The sequence below is a fragment of the Flavobacterium xanthum genome (genome assembly GCF_900142695.1).
Taxonomy (GTDB): domain Bacteria; phylum Bacteroidota; class Bacteroidia; order Flavobacteriales; family Flavobacteriaceae; genus Flavobacterium; species Flavobacterium xanthum.
In genome coordinates this window covers 21,152-39,178 of sequence record NZ_FRBU01000025.1, presented here as the reverse complement: position 1 = coordinate 39,178, position 18,027 = coordinate 21,152, and the positions used below count along the sequence as shown (strand labels likewise).

General features: G+C 33.2%; 18 protein-coding genes. 10 read left to right on the top strand and 8 right to left on the bottom strand.

The features are described from left to right. Positions 1 to 27: 27 nt before the first annotated feature. The 3 genes from BUC11_RS11390 to BUC11_RS11380 form a co-directional block, all read right to left on the bottom strand. On the bottom strand, positions 28 to 1,221 hold the full coding sequence (locus tag BUC11_RS11390; protein ID WP_073354164.1) for an argininosuccinate synthase: 1,194 nt from the start codon (positions 1,219 to 1,221) through the stop codon (positions 28 to 30). Positions 1,222 to 1,376: 155 nt separating this feature from the next. After that, entirely contained in the window at positions 1,377 to 1,994 is a 618-nt protein-coding gene (locus BUC11_RS11385) for a GNAT family N-acetyltransferase (RefSeq protein ID WP_073354163.1), read from the bottom strand. A 478-nt stretch (positions 1,995 to 2,472) separates the two neighbouring features. Beyond that, positions 2,473 to 3,657 (bottom strand): hypothetical protein, encoded by a 1,185-nt coding sequence (locus BUC11_RS11380; RefSeq protein ID WP_073354161.1) that lies wholly within the window; start codon positions 3,655 to 3,657, stop codon positions 2,473 to 2,475. Between the two features lie 342 nt (positions 3,658 to 3,999). Here BUC11_RS11380 and BUC11_RS11375 point away from each other — a divergent pair, with 342 nt between their 5' ends. Then, the gene (locus tag BUC11_RS11375) at positions 4,000 to 4,347 is read left to right on the top strand and encodes an SdpI family protein (RefSeq protein ID WP_073354160.1); all 348 of its coding nucleotides are present in this window, start codon (positions 4,000 to 4,002) and stop codon (positions 4,345 to 4,347) included. Positions 4,348 to 4,452: 105 nt separating this feature from the next. On the opposite strand, the gene fahA is transcribed toward BUC11_RS11375, so the two are convergent. Next, complete coding sequence (fahA, locus tag BUC11_RS11370; RefSeq protein ID WP_073354158.1) at positions 4,453 to 5,736, bottom strand: fumarylacetoacetase; 1,284 nt, start codon at positions 5,734 to 5,736, stop codon at positions 4,453 to 4,455. Between the two features lie 108 nt (positions 5,737 to 5,844). Here fahA and glyA point away from each other — a divergent pair, with 108 nt between their 5' ends. The 8 genes from glyA (at position 5,845) to BUC11_RS11330 (ending at position 13,236) form a co-directional block, all read left to right on the top strand. Next, the gene (gene glyA, locus BUC11_RS11365; protein ID WP_073354156.1) at positions 5,845 to 7,119 is read left to right on the top strand and encodes a serine hydroxymethyltransferase; all 1,275 of its coding nucleotides are present in this window, start codon (positions 5,845 to 5,847) and stop codon (positions 7,117 to 7,119) included. Between the two features lie 159 nt (positions 7,120 to 7,278). After that, positions 7,279 to 7,872: a MiaE family protein gene (gene miaE, locus BUC11_RS11360; RefSeq protein WP_073354155.1), complete on the top strand. Its 594-nt coding sequence runs from the start codon at positions 7,279 to 7,281 to the stop codon at positions 7,870 to 7,872. A 176-nt stretch (positions 7,873 to 8,048) separates the two neighbouring features. Continuing rightward, on the top strand, positions 8,049 to 8,615 hold the full coding sequence (locus tag BUC11_RS11355) for a helix-turn-helix domain-containing protein (RefSeq protein WP_073354153.1): 567 nt from the start codon (positions 8,049 to 8,051) through the stop codon (positions 8,613 to 8,615). Positions 8,616 to 8,637: 22 nt separating this feature from the next. Next, positions 8,638 to 9,090: a response regulator gene (locus BUC11_RS11350; RefSeq protein WP_175547748.1), complete on the top strand. Its 453-nt coding sequence runs from the start codon at positions 8,638 to 8,640 to the stop codon at positions 9,088 to 9,090. Positions 9,091 to 9,568: 478 nt separating this feature from the next. Further along, the gene (locus BUC11_RS11345) at positions 9,569 to 10,069 is read left to right on the top strand and encodes a GNAT family N-acetyltransferase (RefSeq protein ID WP_073354152.1); all 501 of its coding nucleotides are present in this window, start codon (positions 9,569 to 9,571) and stop codon (positions 10,067 to 10,069) included. 133 nt (positions 10,070 to 10,202) lie between these two features. After that, on the top strand, positions 10,203 to 11,297 hold the full coding sequence (locus tag BUC11_RS11340; RefSeq protein ID WP_073354150.1) for an efflux RND transporter periplasmic adaptor subunit: 1,095 nt from the start codon (positions 10,203 to 10,205) through the stop codon (positions 11,295 to 11,297). After that, positions 11,297 to 12,553 carry an ABC transporter permease gene (locus BUC11_RS11335; RefSeq protein WP_073354149.1) on the top strand — a complete coding sequence of 419 codons (1,257 nt, stop codon included), beginning with the start codon at positions 11,297 to 11,299 and terminating at the stop codon, positions 12,551 to 12,553. The genes BUC11_RS11340 and BUC11_RS11335 overlap by 1 nt, the downstream gene beginning before the upstream one ends. A 2-nt stretch (positions 12,554 to 12,555) precedes the next feature. Beyond that, a complete protein-coding gene (locus tag BUC11_RS11330; RefSeq protein ID WP_073354147.1) occupies positions 12,556 to 13,236 on the top strand; it encodes an ABC transporter ATP-binding protein in 681 nt (226 codons plus the stop codon). Positions 13,237 to 13,242: 6 nt separating this feature from the next. On the opposite strand, the gene BUC11_RS11325 is transcribed toward BUC11_RS11330, so the two are convergent. The 4 genes from BUC11_RS11325 to BUC11_RS11310 form a co-directional block, all read right to left on the bottom strand. Continuing rightward, complete coding sequence (locus BUC11_RS11325) at positions 13,243 to 13,812, bottom strand: pentapeptide repeat-containing protein (RefSeq protein ID WP_073354145.1); 570 nt, start codon at positions 13,810 to 13,812, stop codon at positions 13,243 to 13,245. Between the two features lie 101 nt (positions 13,813 to 13,913). Then, a complete protein-coding gene (locus BUC11_RS11320; protein ID WP_073354143.1) occupies positions 13,914 to 14,348 on the bottom strand; it encodes a DUF6526 family protein in 435 nt (144 codons plus the stop codon). Positions 14,349 to 14,408: 60 nt separating this feature from the next. Further along, positions 14,409 to 16,241, bottom strand: a complete 1,833-nt coding sequence (locus BUC11_RS11315; protein WP_245793856.1) for an adenylate/guanylate cyclase domain-containing protein — start codon at positions 16,239 to 16,241, stop codon at positions 14,409 to 14,411. A gap of 74 nt (positions 16,242 to 16,315) precedes the next feature. Beyond that, entirely contained in the window at positions 16,316 to 16,759 is a 444-nt protein-coding gene (locus tag BUC11_RS11310; RefSeq protein ID WP_073354140.1) for a hypothetical protein, read from the bottom strand. 370 nt (positions 16,760 to 17,129) lie between these two features. On the opposite strand from BUC11_RS11310, the gene BUC11_RS11305 reads away from it, so the two are divergent. Next, positions 17,130 to 18,020, top strand: coding sequence for a YitT family protein (locus tag BUC11_RS11305; protein ID WP_073354138.1), 891 nt, complete (start codon positions 17,130 to 17,132; stop codon positions 18,018 to 18,020). Positions 18,021 to 18,027 lie beyond the last annotated feature (7 nt).

Below are 18,027 nucleotides of genomic sequence, written 5' to 3'. Positions count from 1 at the left end.
AGGGTCACGCCCAAACACTAAGAATTATTACACGTACGTTTCCTTGTTTACCGATGAAAATATGTTTTGCGCATTGCCTAAAATTTTGATAAATCCTTTAGCATCGTCAGCGGTCCAGGCATTGTTCATTTCGCCATATTGACCAAAACCAGTGTTCATTAAATCATTATCCGACTCGATTCCGTCCAACGTAAAGTGATACGGTTTTAACGCCACGGTCACCGTTCCATTCACTGTTTTTTGTGTGTCTTCCAGAAAAGTTTCGATATTTCGCATCACTGGATCCAGAAATTGACCTTCATGAAATAGCATTCCGTACCAGTTTCCTAGCTGTTCTTTCCAATGCTGTTGCCATTTGCCCAAGGTGTGTTTCTCTAATAAATGGTGTGCTTTGATAATAATTAAGGGTGCAGCAGCTTCAAAACCAACTCTTCCTTTAATCCCAATTATCGTATCGCCAACATGAATGTCTCTCCCAATGGCAAAAGCGCTCGCTAATTTTTCAAGTGCAACAATATTATTTGAGGGTTTATCCTTCTTGCCATTTACGGCAATTAATTCTCCTTTGTTAAATTCTAAAGTCACTTTTTCTTCTCCTTCTTTTTGCAATTGTGAGGGATACGCTTCACTAGGCAACGGAAGGTTCGAAGTCAAGGTTTCTTTACCGCCAACACTAGTTCCCCAGAGTCCTTTATTGATTGAATATTGCGCTTTCTCCCAAGAATATTCCACTCCATTTGCCTGTAAATAAGCTACTTCCTCTTGTCTGGATAATTTTAAATCACGAATTGGCGTGATGATTTCAATTTCGGGAGCAATGGTTTGAAAAATTAAATCAAAACGGATTTGGTCATTTCCTGCACCCGTACTTCCGTGAGCAATTGCATCAGCACCAACCGATTTGGCATATTTTATCGCTTCCATAGCTTGAAACACGCGTTCAGCACTCACAGAGAGTGGATACGTATTGTTTTTTAGCACATTGCCATAAATCAAATACTTGATCGCTTTATCATAATATTTATCTACGATGGTAAGGTTCGTGTGTTGTGCACTTCCTAACTCGTATGCTCTTTTTTCAATTGCGGCTAGTTCTGCTTCGTCAAATCCTCCTGTATTGATAAGAACGGTATGAACTTGGTATCCTTTTTCGTTCTTCAAATATTTCAGGCAATAAGAGGTATCTAATCCTCCACTATAAGCTAATACTACTTTTTTCATAATTATTATTTTTTACCATCCTCTCCCGATGCTTCGTGACCCTCCGAAGGAAGGGAAGCCAAAACTGGCGAAAGGGAATTTTATTTGTTCTTCTTCTTAATTTGTTGCTTTTTCTTCCTTGACTCCCTTCTCTTCCGGTAGGGCTGGGAAGGGGATTACTTTTCTAAGAAAATAGCTTGTTTAATTTTTTTCAAACGATTCCAAATCCGGACATTAAACGGATGTTTGGGAGGGTCTTTCTGTTTTTCTTTGGGATCATATAACATGCCGGTGCACAAACACATTTTGTTTTCTTTGCTTTTTAGGATTTCATAATTGGTGCAGGTTTGACAACCTTTCCAAAAACTTGGATCATTCGTCAATTCTGAAAAAGGAACGGGCTTATAGCCTAAATCGGAATTGATTTTCATTACCGCTAAACCAGTTGTGATTCCAAATACTTTAGCGTCTGGATATTTCTCTAAGGAATAATCAAAAACAAAGGATTTTATTTTTTTGGCTAAACCTAAATTTCGGTAATCTGGATGTACAATCAGTCCTGAATGAGCCACAAATTTGCCGTGTTGCCAACTTTCGATATAACAAAAACCGGCAAATTTTCCATTATCTAAGGCGATAACCGCATCTTTGGTTTCCATCTTTTTTTTGATATATTCTGGAGTTCTTTTAGCAATTCCAGTACCTCTTAAAAGGGCGGATAATTCTATAGTTTCGCATATTTCCTGCGAATATTTATAATGTTCTTCCTGAGTTGTTGTGATAGAAATATTCATTTCAAGAGCTGAATTTTGAGTTAAACAAAGAGCAATAGGTTTGTATTTGAAATAAATTTTCAGCAAAAGTTAGTACAATAGATCTACAATCTATTGCAGAACAACGAATTGAATAACAATACGATGTTGAAAAAATAATAGTATTTTTTGGATGGATAGCTCCAATAATAAATAGCGGTGATTTCAAAACAAGAAAAAATAAAAAATGAATAAAAATATATCAGAACACTTGAGGAAACTATACTAATAGCATCCGTACTTCGGGAGAAGTACTAGGTCTGTTTGTCCGTGAGATAGGAGTTATATTTAAATTGTTGTTATTCATTGGGCCAAAAGTACACTATTTTTTATAACACAAGACCTATTTTTCTTTTTCTAACAAAATTTTAATGGATTGTTGATTTAATGTAGAACAAAAAAACTCCTTGATCAATTGATTTATCAAGGAGTTCGATGAAAAGATATTTATTTTTGGAGACTAATTTCTAAATCGGTTTCGGCTTATAATGTCTTTAATCTTAGCTTTCAAGTCTTCTCCGGTATCATAAACCATCTGTTCGCTATTAGGAAAGGGAACTGGATTTCTGTCAAAATAAGAGTAGTAATTGTCGTCAGAAGCGCGTCGGTCTCCTTTGTAAGTTGCGTAAATATTCTCAAAAATGAACTCGCTACTGATTGGAAAAGAGTGTAACAATTGATTGCTTCTTAAATTCAAATAGTCAATCTTAGCGGTAATTTGGCACAATTTAAACTGTCTGAATTCATAAATCCTGGCTGTTACGGTTTTAAGATTATCCACCATAACTACTTTTCCTTTTTCGTCAACGACTTCTTTTCCATTCGCGTCAATCAGTTTTTTGACACCATCTTTTATGATGCGTTCTTTCACAAATTCCCTTTCTTTAATTTGCTCTGGTGAAATAAAGATTTGGCGAAAATTGATTACCATTCCATAATCATAATCAATTCCTTTTTGCTTATTGCTGTGGTAAACAGTCCATTTGTCATTTAATCCCAATGTGCTGAAGTCCAATAGATCATTTTGAAGCCGAACAGGAATAATCATGTTGGTTTCATTTTTGGTATACACCGAAACATAATCAGAACCTTTAAATTGTGCTTCTTGCAGCAGCTGTATTACGTTTTTGTAATTTGGATTTATTTGGTTCAAATACTCTAAGTCATCATACGCTTTCCTAAAGTTCATCTTGTCCGTTGTTGCCATTAATTTTTTAGCATTGGCATATAAATACCCTGATAATGCATTTTTGCTATCTATAATTTGATCGTTGTAATTGTCAAACGGAAAAATAGCGTTTCTGCCTTCTCTAAGTAGCTTTAGCGGAAGCAACGGTTTGATGGTTTCCTGCCGTTGATTCAATTGTAAATACATAGTATACATTTTCTCCAATTGCGCTGGATTGGCATCTTTAGCAAGCAAATTTATGGAATTCAAATCCCGTTCTTTTGCTTTGGCGAAAGCCTCTTCTAGCAAATAAACATAGTCTTGTTTGCCTTTTTTATCTTTATTAGTACGCAAATTAGACACTGCATTTTCGATAGCCTGATCATAATTGCCAGAACTTAATAAGTTTTGGATTTGCTTGACACCGCATGCTGAAACAAGGATAAACAAGAATAATAACAGCGTAATTTTTTTCATAAGCACTTCTTTTTAGCAAGTTTGTATCAATTTGTATCTTTCAAAAGTGGTTCAAAAATAAGAAAATTATTAGAGGTTCATAATTTTATTAGTCAAAATATAACGAAAACGATTCTAATTTTAATGGAGCTACTTCCAGCTATTCGTTACAAGTTTATTGGCATCAGGCTGTTTTTGTAAGCCCTAAAAGGAGCTTCCTTTGGTCGCTCTTTTAGAGCAACAAAAAACAAACCTTCGGCTGCATAAAGTTTTTCGCTACTATCTGGGCTCTGGGGTGATGAATTAAGTAGTACATTTGGATTGTTGCAAGCGAATTATCGAGAAATACAAAATAAATACTGCATGTTTGAAAACCCTTTATTTTTAATTCCATTTATGACGGGACTGATTTTTACAGTAGTGGGTTTTATTATGCTGAAATTTCCACCAAAGAAAATAAATTCGCTGTATGGTTACCGATCGGCAAACGCAATGAAAAGTCAAGAAAGATGGGATTTTGCTCAAAATTATTCCTCAAAAGAAATGATTAAATTGGGCTTACTATTAAGTGCTTGCTGCATTTTTAGTTTCGTAACAAATTTTAATCCTACTACAAATAGGAATATTGGTTTGAGTCTTTTGATTGTAATGGTAATTGCGCTTTTGTTGCGAGTGGAAAGAGCGATCAAGAACAAATTTGGTACGCATTAATAACCAGATTCAACTGATTTTAGCAGGTTATTTTGGTGTATAGTTTAAAATAAAAAACTCCAAAAGTGTACACTTTTGGAGTTTTATTTATAGTTTTTTAGAATTTCATTTTCTAACGAATGGAGGCAGTAGTTTACTGGAAACTTCTCCAAAACCAATTCTTACATGTCCGTTTTGACAAAAACCTTTCATAATAACAGTGTCATTGTCATTGATAAACTTACGTTCTGTCCCATCATTTAGTTTAATTGGGTTTTTTCCTCCCCAAGTAAGTTCTAGCATGGAACCAAAACTATCTGCAGTAGGTCCTGAAATAGTGCCTGAACCCATCATGTCTCCTGAATTTACACGACACCCATTAGAAGTATGATGTGCTAATTGCTGGCTCATTGTCCAGTACATGTATTTAAAATTTGAACGTGAAATTACCGTCGGTTCTGCTTTTTCAGGTTGAATGGCTACTTCTAAATTAATATCAAAAGAATGCTTTCCTTTTTGTTGTAAATACGGCAGTGGAGTTGGTTCTTGTTTTGGTCCTTTAGTTCTAAATGGTTCCAAAGCATCCATTGTCACAATCCAAGGAGAAATCGAGCTTGCAAAACTCTTAGCTAAGAACGGTCCTAGTGGCACATATTCCCATTTTTGAATATCACGCGCACTCCAGTCATTCAGTAAAACCATTCCAAAAATATAATCTTCCGCTTCTGTAACGGCTATATTTTCACCCATTATATTGACATCAGTGGTAATAAAAGCGGTTTCCAATTCGAAATCCACTAAACGAGAAGAGCCAAAAACTGGTGTAGTTTCGCCATTTGGTAACGTTTGTCCCATGGGACGGTGAACCGGAATACCAGATGGAACTATTGTAGAACTTCTACCGTGGTATCCCACAGGAATGTGAAGCCAGTTAGGTAGCAATGCATTTTCTGGATCACGAAACATTTTCCCTACATTAGTTGCGTGCTCTTTACTGGAGTAAAAATCAGTGTAATCACCTATCAATACAGGCAACTGCATTTCAACATCCTCTAAATTGAAAATGATAATGTCTTTGTCTTTTGCATTACCTTGTAATTTAGGATTGGTTACATCAAAAATTTCTGCAATTCGGTTTCGAACCAAACGCCATGTTTTTTGTCCATCAGAAATAAAGTCATTCAAAGTGTCCTGCATGAACATATCATCGGTCAGTTCAATACCTTCAAAATAATGTAATTGTTGCAAAGCGCCTAAATCAATGGCGAAATCTCCTATTCTAGTCCCTACGGTCACGACGTTTTCTTTTGTAAGAAAAACACCAAACGGAATGTTTTGAATGGGAAAATCACTGTTCGGATCTACTTCAAGCCATGATTTTCTATTGGTATCGTTAGCTGTTATCGGCATATTTTGTTAATTAATTTGTTAAAAAATTACTCGTCAAATATATTATAATCTAACTATTAACCAAACGTTTTTTTGTATTTTTGCATCAAATTAACGAAAATCAAAAAAATGCAACGCGACGAACAAATTTTTGACCTTATTCTGGAAGAACAAGAAAGACAAATTCACGGATTAGAACTTATTGCCTCAGAAAACTTCGTAAGTGACGAAGTAATGGAAGCGGCTGGTTCAGTTTTAACGAACAAATATGCTGAAGGATATCCTGGCAAAAGATACTACGGCGGTTGCGAAGTAGTTGACGTTGTGGAGCAAATTGCAATTGACAGAGCCAAAGAATTATTTGGAGCTGCTTATGCTAATGTGCAGCCTCACTCTGGTTCTCAAGCTAACACAGCGGTTTACCACGCGTGTATTAAACCGGGAGACAAAATTTTAGGTTTTGATTTGTCTCATGGTGGACACTTAACTCACGGTTCTCCAGTGAATTTTTCAGGTCGTTTGTACACTCCTTCTTTTTATGGTGTAGACAAGGAAACGGGAAGATTAAATTATGATAAAATTCAAGAAATAGCAACAAAAGAACAACCAAAATTGATTATTGCAGGTGCCTCGGCATACTCTCGTGATATGGATTTTGAGCGCTTCAGAGTAATTGCTGATAGTGTTGGAGCTATTTTGTTGGCTGATATTTCGCATCCAGCGGGACTAATTGCCAAAGGTTTGATGAATGATCCATTGCCTCATTGCCACATTGTAACTACTACAACACACAAAACATTACGTGGACCTCGTGGAGGTTTAATCTTGATGGGTAAAGATTTTGAAAATCCATTTGGTTTAACAACTCCAAAAGGCGAAATCAGAATGATGTCTTCTTTATTGGATTTAGCTGTTTTCCCTGGAAATCAAGGAGGTCCATTGATGCACATTATTGCTGCAAAAGCAGTAGCTTTTGGTGAAGCATTGAAAGACGAATTTTTTACCTATGCTTTACAACTGCAAAAAAATGCTAATGCGATGGCAGATGCTTTTGTAAAAAGAGGATACGAAATCATTTCTGGTGGAACGGATAATCACATGATGTTGATTGATTTAAGAAATAAAAATATTTCTGGAAAAGATGCTGAAAATGCATTAGTCAAAGCAGAAATAACAGTTAATAAAAACATGGTTCCCTTTGATGATAAATCTCCATTTGTTACTTCAGGAATTCGTGTAGGAACAGCAGCAATCACCACTCGAGGTCTAGTTGAAGAGGATATGGAAACTATTGTTGCTCTTATCGACAGAGTATTATTGGACCACACTAACGAAGAGGTTATCGAAGCAGTAGCCAATGAAGTAAACGAAATGATGAGCGAAAGAGCTATTTTCGTATACTAATTTTTTTAGTTTAAGGCTTAAGGTTTAAAGTTTAAAGTTTTGGAATCAACAATTATTAAATACTATTAGGTATTTAAATAATGTAATTGGTCTCTAAATTTTAATTTTAAACCTTTTTCTTTAAACCTTAAACTTTTTTAAACTTTAAACAAATTTTCAATGTCTGTACTAAGATTAAAATTACCTACGGATCCTAGATGGGTTAATATTGTAGAAAAAAATATCGAAGAGATCTTAACCGATCACGCTTGGTGTGAACAAAAAGCTGCTACAAATGCCATAACGATTATAACAAACAATTCAGAACATCAAGATTTAGTAAAAGATTTATTGGCTTTAGCCAAAGAAGAAATTGATCATTTTGAGCAAGTACACAACATAATTATCAAACGTGGATTGAAATTAGGACGCGAGCGCAAAGACGATTACGTGAATGAATTGTATTTGTACATGAAAAAAAGTGGTACAGGAAGTAGAGTTTCGGCTTTAGTGGAACGGTTATTGTTTTCCGCTATGATAGAAGCTAGAAGCTGTGAACGATTCAAAGTGCTTTCAGAAAATATTCAAGATGAGGAATTAGCTGTATTTTATAGAGATTTAATGGAAAGTGAAGCAGGACATTATACTACTTTTATTACTTATGCTCGGAAATATGGAGTAGGAATTGATGTAGAAAAACGCTGGAGAGAGTGGCTGGAATTTGAGGAATCGGTTATTGCAAATTATGGTAAAAATGAAACGATTCATGGGTAAGTAAGATAAGTTTTATTTTTAATTAGTCAATTTATACTACTCCTATTCTGAAATTGCGCTTCGCTTGTTGGCTTAATTGTGACTTTCTTTTACTAATATATATTAAAAGGTATCGATTCGTGATTTTTGGTCTACTTTTATAAAATTTAATTAATGTTCAATAACTTATTCACTTAATGAAGCTCAATTATAATTATGATGGAAATATTGCTTGCAAAAGAATATTAGAAGACCACTTAGATAAATTAAAGATAGAATACCATATTTTAGGCTTAAGTCAAATTGAGATTAATGATGATGTATCCTTAGAGACTTTCGAAAAACTACAGTTGGAACTCGATCAATATGCCATTCACATTATTAATAATCCAAAAGCACAATTGATACAAACCATTAAAGATAGCATTGTCGAAATTATTTATGAAAAAGATAAATTTCCAAGTACGACGATTTCGCAGTATTTATCTGAAAAGCTAGATTTACGATACGGATACATCACCACTCTTTTTTCGGAGTATACTTATACATCAGTCGAGAATTTCATCATAATTCAAAAGATTGAAAGAGCCAAAAAATTAATTTTAGCTGAGAAATTAAGTTTAACAGAGATTTCTTATGAATTGAATTATAGTAGCGTCGCCTATTTATCGACACAATTCAAAAAAGTAACTGGATTAACGCCTTCCATGTTTAAAAGAATAGTGGATAAAAAAAGACTTTTATCAAAGAAAAAGATTAAATAGAATATTCCAAACCATTAATTTTATGATTAATAAAATAGATAGAATTCATATTTTGATTGCAGATGACGACGAAGAGGATTTGCAACTTTTTAATGAAGCTTTAGCCGAACTAAAAATGGACTATAAACTGACCTCGTTTAAAGATGGTAAAGTTTTAATTGATTATCTGGAAAATCTGGAAAATAAGTTGCCTCATATTTTATTCTTGGATTTGAACATGCCCTGTAAAACAGGACATGAATGTCTTAGAGAAATAAGATCAAATTCGCGGTTCATAGATGTTTCCATTGCAATATATTCAACCTCCTCGTCAGAAAAAGATATTGAAGATAGTTTTGTACAAGGCGCTAATATTTATATAAAAAAGCCGAATGATTTTTCTAAACTTAAAAAGGTAATTAAAGACGTAGTAAATATGGACTGGCAGTATCAGTCTTCAGGTTTAAACAAAGAAACCTTTTTTTATAGTTTGTAAATACGAACACATCAAAATTTTAGATTATTTTAAAATTGGCGATGATTCAAAATGGGCTAGGCTATGTAGAAACTTTATAAAATAGTTTTCTGGATGGTAAATTTTATTAAATTCCACTTAATGCTTAAAACTGTTTTTGGTTTATAGTACTTATAAAACTAATTGGATTAGTTCCATATTTTTAGAAGAGAACTAGCGTCAAAAACGAGCACTTTTTTTAAATAAGTGTAAAAATCGAAATGCAAGGATTATAAAATAAGCAGCAAATGTCATTTTTGTGGCGTGTACTTTCAGCGATTGAAATGTGATTCTAAATGGTTAAATTTAAAATTGAGACTAGCAACTTGTAATCGAATTGTCGACCACCAACTTAAGATTTTAAATACCACAGGAAAACCAAATGCAGTTGCAAAATTTTATACTTTCACAACAAAAGCAAAGCTGCTTTAAACTTAATTAATCCGCTACTTCTATTACAATGTTATCACTATCTGAAGCTACTTTTACTGATTTTAAAACGATTCAAGACATCGCAACTAAAACTTGGCCTGTCACCTATGGTAGTATTTTGTCAAAGGAACAGATTCATTATATGCTTGATTTGTTCTATTCCGAAAAAGCTTTACTCGAAAATTTAAACCAAAAAGGACATCTTTTTCTATTGGTAGAGGAAGATGGAGTTTGTCTTGGATTTGCTTCTTATGAACACCGTTATTTAAACCAAGAAGTAACAAGGCTCCATAAAATTTACTTGCTTCCGGAAGCTCAAGGAAAAGGAGCAGGGAAGTTCTTGATTGATACAATTGAAAATTTAGCAAGACAAAATCATTCGGTTGCTATTTCTTTGAATGTCAATAAATTTAACAAAGCACTCTCTTTTTACAAAAAAATAGGTTTTGAAATCGTCGCCGAGGAAGATATTGAGTTAGGGTATGGCGGTTATAAAATGGAAGACTACAAAATGGAAAAAGCGCTGTAGGTTAACGTTTTCTTATTCCTACGTATTTATTTTTGTATGTAATTAGTACCTAAAAAATCTACTTAAAAATAGATAATTTCGTATATTTATAGCAATAATAGACCATAATCTATCAAGTTAAATTAGAAACGAAATGAGTTTTAAATTACGACTACTATTTTACCTACTAGCTTTTAGTTTTGTTTCTTGTTCTAAAGAAGAAACGGAAAAAATTAAGCCAACCATTGGAGAAGTGACCGAAAGTGTCTATGCATCTGGCGTTATCAAAGCGGATGGCCAGTATACTGTTTATTCCACTGTAAACGGAACATTATTAAAAGTAAATGTTGTTGCGGGTCAATCTATTAGCAAAGGACAACGACTATTTGAGTTGGAAAGCGAAAAAGCGGAACTGAACACTGAAAATGCACGACTGGCTTACCAATTAAGCTTGGAAACCAGCCGCTATATTCAAGATAAAATGGCTGAAATGGAAATGAAAGTTCAGTCTGCTAGAGATAAATTAACGGTAGACGAATCCATTTACCGCCGAAATAAAAATGTCATAAACCAAGGTGGGATTTCAGAAGTTGATTTTGAAAGAATCGAATTAGCGTTTAAAAGTTCGAAAATCAATTATGAATCGACTAAAAAACAATTGACGCAACTTAGAGCTCAATTGAAAAATGATCAAAGTAAAAATGCGATTAACTTACAACTCAATCAAAAATCTCAAAATGATTTTAGTATTAAGAGTGCGTTCTCAGGACAGTTATTTGATGTTTTGGTAAAAGAAGGGGCTTTGGTTACACCTCAAATTGCCTTAGCGATAATAGGTCAAGCCAATTCTTTTTTGTTGGAGTTGGAAGTTGACGAAAATGATATGGTTCGCATACAAACAGGTCAGAAAGTTCTTGTAACGATGGACAGTTACAAAGGAAAAGTTTTTGATGCAATTATTGATAAAATTTATCCCATCATGGATGAGCGTTCCCGTACTTTTAAAATCGAAGCCCATTTCATGAAACCACCTTTAAAACTCTATCCAAATCTTACAGCAGAAGCTAATATTATTATTCAAACCAAGAAAAATACCATTACCATTCCAAAACTGTTCTTAATTGAAGGTAAATATGTTTTAGTAAATAAAGATGAAAAAAGAGCAGTAAAAACAGGTCTGAGCGATTATCAGAAAGTAGAAATAGTATCGGGATTAAATGCGGATGAAATGATTTACAAACCTCAATAATGAACTTTAAACTTATTTTAAATATTGCATTTCATTTGCTTCAAGCTCGTTTAAAGCAAACCATTGTTGCGGCAGTTGGAGTAACTTTTAGCATTGCTATGTTTATTGCTTTAGTGAGTTTTATGAATGGACTCAATGATTTATTAGATGGATTAATGCTCAACAGAACACCACATGTGCTGTTGTATAATGAAATAAAGCCTTCAGAAAATCAACCTATTTTTTTGTCAAAAGAATTTAAGAACAAAACCAATTTTATACGTTCTATAAAACCAAAAGATATTGGTAAGTCCATCTACAACAGCAAAACAATTATAGCTGTTTTAAAAAAAGATACCCGGGTTATAGATGTTGCTCCAAAAGTGACTTCCCCTGTTTTTTTTAATTCTGGAACAATCGAAATCAGTGGTGTAATTAACGGCATTGATGTGCTTTCTGAAGAAAAATTATTTAAAATAAGTGATTATATAGTAGACGGTAATGTGACGGATTTGCTTCAGAACAATAGTATTATTATAGGAAAGGGTTTGTCTGATAAAATGTTACTTTCCAAGGGTGATATAATTAAAATTACCACCTCCAAAGGAAATCTAGCTTCGCTAAAAATCGTTGGTATTTCTGAAATTGGAATTGCGGAGATTGATAATGTAATGAGTTATACCTCATTGGCTACAGCTCAAAAAATAGTGGGAGAATCTACGAATTACATCACGGATATTCAGATAAATTTATACGATAGGACTTCCGCGCCTGCTGTCGCAAAAGAGTTTAGGAATACCTTCAATCTTGATACAATTGATTATCAAACAGCCAATTCTCAGTTTGAAACTGGAAGTACAGTGCGAAGTATTATCTCCTATGCCGTTGGTGTTGTTTTACTTATTGTTGCCGGTTTTGGAATTTATAATATTCTGAACATGATGATTTATGAAAAAATGGATAGTATTGCCATTTTAAAAGCTACAGGATTTTCTGGTAATGATGTGCAATGGATTTTTATTTCACTTTCTATAATTATTGGACTTGCTGGTGGCTTATTTGGTTTATTATTTGGCTATATTTTCTCTTCGATTATCGATATTATTCCATTTGAAACCGCTTCGCTACCTACCGTGAAAACATATCCTATTAATTACAATCCACTGTATTATGGAATTGGGATTACTTTTGCTTTATTCACAACAACTATTGCTGGACTTTTTCCTGCGCTAAAAGCCAGTAAAATAGATCCAGTTGAAATTATCAGGGGAAAATAGAGATGGAAAATAATGTTATATTAGAGACAAAAGGCTTGAGTAAATATTTTTACGATCCCGTAAAATTTCAGGTCTTAAAAGAAATTGAAATGCGTATCAATTATGGTGAATTTGTGTCAATAGTAGGCAAGTCTGGTTGTGGAAAATCGACTTTATTATACTTGCTCTCCACGATGGATACAGCGTACGACGGTCAAATTTACATTCATAACCAACTTGTAACAGGAAAGACAGATCGAGAATTAGCCCTGATCCGAAATGAAAAAATAGGTTTTGTATTTCAGTTTCATTATTTATTGGCAGAATATAATGTTCTAAAAAATGTCATGCTTCCAGGGATGAAATTAGGTAAATATTCAGATCAAGAACTAGAAAATCGTGCGATGAAGCATTTAAAAACGCTCGATATGGAAGATCAAGCACTGAAAATGCCCAATCAGTTAAGCGGTGGTCAAAAGCAACGGGTGGCAATTGCTCGCGCATTGATTAATGATCCTTTGATAATAATGGGGGATGAGCCGACTGGGAATTTAGACAAGAAAAATAGTGACTTGGTATTTGATATTTTTAATAGGCTTACCCAGGAAGAAAATCAGACTTTATTAGTAGTTACACATGACACTGATTTTGCTAATAGGACCACAAGAATTATTACCATGGAAGATGGAAAAATAATTTCTTAAACAGATTTATTCAACTACAATATCATGTTTGTATAATAATCCTTTCAGCCCTTCTGTAGAAAAAAAAGCTTTCTTTAACTTTGTTATTTTGGGATCAATTGTGTAATTATAGCTAGTTTTAAAATCAGCTTTGTTGGCAATTGCTTTTGCAAATTCGGAACGGTATAAATCACAATTTTCAAAAAGGACTTCAGTTAAATCTGTTCCCATAAAATCTACCGCTATAAGGCTACAATTGATAAAAGAGGTTCCTTTTAGTTTTAGCGTATAAAATTTAGAGAAATCCAAAGTACAATTGTTAAAGGCGATTTCGAAAATTAATTTATCGCACATCGAAAAATTAACGTCTTTGATTATACAACGATTGAAAGTGACGGTTCTAAAAGCTACGTAATTAATTTTTGCATCGCTAAAAACACAATCAGTAAAAGTGCAATCAATAAAAGTTACTGCTACGAAAACACAGCTGGAAAAATTACAATTGGTAAACGTACAGCACTCAAATTCCTTAAAATTGACTTCTTCCTCGCTATAAGTAATCTTACTGTATTCAATATCTAGAAAATATGCTGGCATTTAGGAGTTTTAAATTCGAGTTTGTATGGAGAGAATTTGCAACAAAGTAACAAAATTCTAAACCGTCATTCTGGATAAATTTGTAGTATTATTTTAGAATATTAAACTCTCTCGTAGTCTCCTTTCCAATGTTGAATCGCTTTTTTGATTTCTTTTCCTGAAATATTTTCATTGAGTGCTCTTTGCATTAATGCTATAAACTCCATGTCAGGTGCAAAGCGTAAAGCAAATAATTGATCATCATTTAGTTGATGTTCAAAATCCTCTAATCTTTTGCCTGTTATAGAAAAATAACGGTACCTCATTTCCAAACGTACAATTCGGTTTTGTAGCGTTAGTGCGTAATGTTGTCGTAACATAAAGGCAAGGCAAAAAAGGACTATAAAAATAATGCTGATAAAAGCCCAAAGGAGTTGATCCTGAGTGGTAAAGGTAAAGTAGATGCTGAAACCCAATAAAGTCATAATTATTGGATAATAGACAAAATGATGTGGAGGATAGAACTTAATGTGATTTTTATAGGATTGAGTTTCCATTTTATTTTTTTTTAAAGGTACTCAAAACTAACTATTTTTATAAACTTTAATGATTATAAACTAAAATTCGTTAGGATCATTAAGGACAAGTTCATTTGTGAAGGTATAATTTTTAAGAGAATTCAAAGGATCATTTACAAAGTACATTTTCATCATTCCTTTGTTTTTTACTTCAATTTCCCCTCTGTATTTGCAATCAAAATCATTTTTAATAATGTTATATGTAAAATCGGATATGTTTATTTTTCCAGCTTCTGAGTTAGATTCCATACGGGAGGCGATATTCACAGTATCACCCCAAATGTCGTAAGAGAATTTTTTTATGCCGACCACTCCTGCAACTAAAGGACCTGTATTGATTCCGATGCGAATTTCAAAACGAGTTTGATTCTCTGAATTCACATTTTTTGAAGCTTCTACAAATTGGGCGATTTCCAGTGCTGCAAGTACTATTTTATGAGCATGATCTTTAGTAGGGAAGGGCAGTCCTCCTGCGCACATATAGGCATCCCCAACGGTTTTAATCTTTTCTAAATTGTATTTATCCATTATTGTGTCAAATTTTGAAAAATAAAAATCAATGCTTTCTACTAATTTCTCAGGAGATAAATTTTCAGAATACTTTGTAAATCCTTCAAAATCAGCAAATAAAACGGTAACAGAGTCGAACTTTTTAGCTTGAACTTTTCCGCTTCGTTTTAGTTCAAGCGCAGTTTCTTCCGGGAGAATATTCAAAAGTAATTGGTTAGAACGATTTTTTTCTTCTTCAATAATACCATTCGTTTTTTTAATAAATTTATATCGTCTATAAAAACCTATGGTAATAATTAAGATTAGCAATAAAGAGATTGCTGAAGCATAAATGATATTTTGTTGTTTTTTCTCTTTTAATTTCTGAATTTCTGAATCCTTCTCGAGTAAGTCTACTTCAATTTGCTTTTGGGAAACCTCATAATTTGTCCTTATGTCAGCCATTTGCTGAACGGATTTTAGATTAGTGATACTATCCCGATAAGCAATATGATTTTTATAGAATTTAAGGGATTCTTTTGGGTTTTTGGCTATTTGATAGAGTTCAGAAATTTTTAGATTCGAATTGCTAATTTGTTCCTTTAATCCATATTGTTCTGCCAGTTGCAGACTACGCTTCGCATAACGAAGCGCTGCAGGCCAATTATTCTGCATCAGGTAGATGTCAGACATGTATAACAAATAGTCTGAAATGGCATAATAGTCTTTTAACTCTTCTAGAATATTTATGGCTTTTGTAATGTAAGACTTAGCAAGCTCACTTTTGCCTATTTTGGCATAGACCATTCCAATATTTCCCAAAGTGTATGCCGTGCCACTTGAATAATTAATCTTCTTAAAAATAGCACCAGCCTCTTCAAAATTGGTTAAAGCTAAACCAAATTTTTTGTTCTTCGAATATTCATCTCCAGCGTTCAATAGTGCACTAGCTAGAGATATGGAATCATTGGACTTTCGTAGCAATTGTATGGACTTATTATAGTAAATTTCGGCATTATTGGAGTTTCCCATTACGGAGTATACATCTGCTATTGCCATGTATGATATTCCTTCTCCATTGATCGACTTCGCTTTAATCGCTGCTTTTCCCCCATTGAAAAAATCGTTTAAAGCTTCGTTTAAATTTCCTATTAGTCTATTTTTAGTCCCTTTTTGATAATATCCTCGATACAGATATAAGTTGTTTTTCTCTAATTTTGATAATGTAATTAATTCATCTGCGTAGTGTATTGATAACTCTAAATTATTCACTTCATTAAATGATAAATTCCGCAGTAATTCTAATTTTTCCGTATTTACAAGTTCATTTGTTTGATAAATTTTCAAAAGGCTATCAGCCACTTTTTGATTCTGAGCCCGCATAATTAAGTTCAGAAAAAGTGAAAAAACAACCAGAAATAAGATTTTGACAAAAATTGTGAGATCTTTTGCAAGTATCATGGGTTTGCCGCTAATTTTGGATCGATTTGGAAAGATTTAAAGGTATTCCCATTGTCATAAATACTAAAATGAATACTGTATTTATCTATTTTGTTAAGCAAATTGGAATCATCTTTAACCTTAGCTGTTATATTGCCTGACCTCCCGCCAGTCCCTTTAATTGTTGATGAATCAAAAAAATTGACATCACTAAAATTTGGTTCATAAACGATGCTGTCAATCGACACTGAAAATCCAGTATCGCTTGTCAAACCTATCCATCTCACATCTTGGTTGATATAAACAGTAGACTTAAAGTCCTCTAAAGTGCCATTTGCAGAACTTCCGGAGTTATCATCTGATAGCGAACATTTAGCATTTATATCAGCTGGAGAAGGGTTATTCATCGTGTAAAGACTATTCGCTTGAACAGTCAATGCAATTACTACTTTTTTGCCCATAATTAATATATTTATTAGTTAATAATATTAATTTAATTAGACCAATTTAGAATGAGGCAGAGCAGTTAAGATATTGATTTTTAGTATTTTGTTCTATTTATTATATCAAATTTAGTTTATTTTTTGCAGATTTTATTCAATTTATCTTGTTTTGATTTGTAGTGGAATGGAGAGAATGTAAAAAATAGGAATCGAATTCTCACAGGAAGGAGTACAATTAAATGGAATCAAAAGCAATCCTATTTATTTAGAGAAGTTAAAAAACACAAATAATTGAATAAATATAAATTACAACTGTTTATTAACCAATTAATTAAGCTTATTTTGTTACTTTAGTAAAGCGAATGGATTATAATTAAAATAAATCCTTATGATTACTGATCACAATTCAATCAACTGGAAAAAAATTTTTTATTTTAAAAATATTATTTTAAATTTAGTAGGAGTAGCCTTGATAACCTTAGCATTAAAGGGATTTATGATACCTAATAAATTTTTGGATGGCGGTATAATTGGTATTGCAATTTTAGTTCATGAAATTACCAAATGGCCTTTTGGGATTTTAGTATTAGTATTTAATATTCCTTTTTTATTTATCGGGAAGCAAATGCTGGGTAAAACTTTTGCTATTCAAAGTTTCCTTACTTTTTTGCTGATTGCTTTAAGTATGACTTTTTTTAATGTTGCTCCCGTCACGTCAGACCCACTATTGATTGCTTTATTTGGTGGTTGTCTTATTGGTGTGGGCATGGGTTTGTGTATTCGTAGTGGTTCGACAGCTGATGGCGTAGAAATAATAGCACTATTGACAACTAAAAAAATTGGTCTCAATGTATCAGAGGTCATTTTCGCCATGAATACGTTATTGTTTCTCGCAGCAGCCTATTCTTTTGGTATTTCTACGGCACTGTATTCTATTGTAACTTATTTTTCAGCTATAAAGTCGCTAGATTATATTTCTCACGGATTAGAGCAGTACACTTCATTACACATCATCTCTTCTAAAAGTGAATTAATAAAATCGTTAATCGTACAAAAGTTAGGAAAAGGAATTACTATTATCAAGGGCGAAAGAGGCTATTTACCAGATAATTTCGACATCAAAAAAGATTGTGATATCATTGTCACTGTAGTTACCCGACTCGAGCTTTTGCGAATCAAGGAGGAAATTAGTAAACTAGATCCCCATGCATTTATGTTTATTCAATACATTAAAGAGGCTAGCGGTGGAATTTTAAGGAATGGCAATAAACACAGCTAATACTCCA

Coding starts and splice junctions, on each gene's coding strand:
- BUC11_RS11390 (WP_073354164.1), bottom strand. CDS start 1,221: ATGAAAAAAGTAGTATTAGCTTATAGTGGAGGATTAGATACCTCTTAT.
- BUC11_RS11385 (WP_073354163.1), bottom strand. CDS start 1,994: ATGAATATTTCTATCACAACAACTCAGGAAGAACATTATAAATATTCG.
- BUC11_RS11380 (WP_073354161.1), bottom strand. CDS start 3,657: ATGAAAAAAATTACGCTGTTATTATTCTTGTTTATCCTTGTTTCAGCA.
- BUC11_RS11375 (WP_073354160.1), top strand. CDS start 4,000: ATGTTTGAAAACCCTTTATTTTTAATTCCATTTATGACGGGACTGATT.
- fahA (WP_073354158.1), bottom strand. CDS start 5,736: ATGCCGATAACAGCTAACGATACCAATAGAAAATCATGGCTTGAAGTA.
- glyA (WP_073354156.1), top strand. CDS start 5,845: ATGCAACGCGACGAACAAATTTTTGACCTTATTCTGGAAGAACAAGAA.
- miaE (WP_073354155.1), top strand. CDS start 7,279: ATGTCTGTACTAAGATTAAAATTACCTACGGATCCTAGATGGGTTAAT.
- BUC11_RS11355 (WP_073354153.1), top strand. CDS start 8,049: ATGAAGCTCAATTATAATTATGATGGAAATATTGCTTGCAAAAGAATA.
- BUC11_RS11350 (WP_175547748.1), top strand. CDS start 8,638: ATGATTAATAAAATAGATAGAATTCATATTTTGATTGCAGATGACGAC.
- BUC11_RS11345 (WP_073354152.1), top strand. CDS start 9,569: ATGTTATCACTATCTGAAGCTACTTTTACTGATTTTAAAACGATTCAA.
- BUC11_RS11340 (WP_073354150.1), top strand. CDS start 10,203: ATGAGTTTTAAATTACGACTACTATTTTACCTACTAGCTTTTAGTTTT.
- BUC11_RS11335 (WP_073354149.1), top strand. CDS start 11,297: ATGAACTTTAAACTTATTTTAAATATTGCATTTCATTTGCTTCAAGCT.
- BUC11_RS11330 (WP_073354147.1), top strand. CDS start 12,556: ATGGAAAATAATGTTATATTAGAGACAAAAGGCTTGAGTAAATATTTT.
- BUC11_RS11325 (WP_073354145.1), bottom strand. CDS start 13,812: ATGCCAGCATATTTTCTAGATATTGAATACAGTAAGATTACTTATAGC.
- BUC11_RS11320 (WP_073354143.1), bottom strand. CDS start 14,348: ATGGAAACTCAATCCTATAAAAATCACATTAAGTTCTATCCTCCACAT.
- BUC11_RS11315 (WP_245793856.1), bottom strand. CDS start 16,241: ATGCGGGCTCAGAATCAAAAAGTGGCTGATAGCCTTTTGAAAATTTAT.
- BUC11_RS11310 (WP_073354140.1), bottom strand. CDS start 16,759: ATGGGCAAAAAAGTAGTAATTGCATTGACTGTTCAAGCGAATAGTCTT.
- BUC11_RS11305 (WP_073354138.1), top strand. CDS start 17,130: ATGATTACTGATCACAATTCAATCAACTGGAAAAAAATTTTTTATTTT.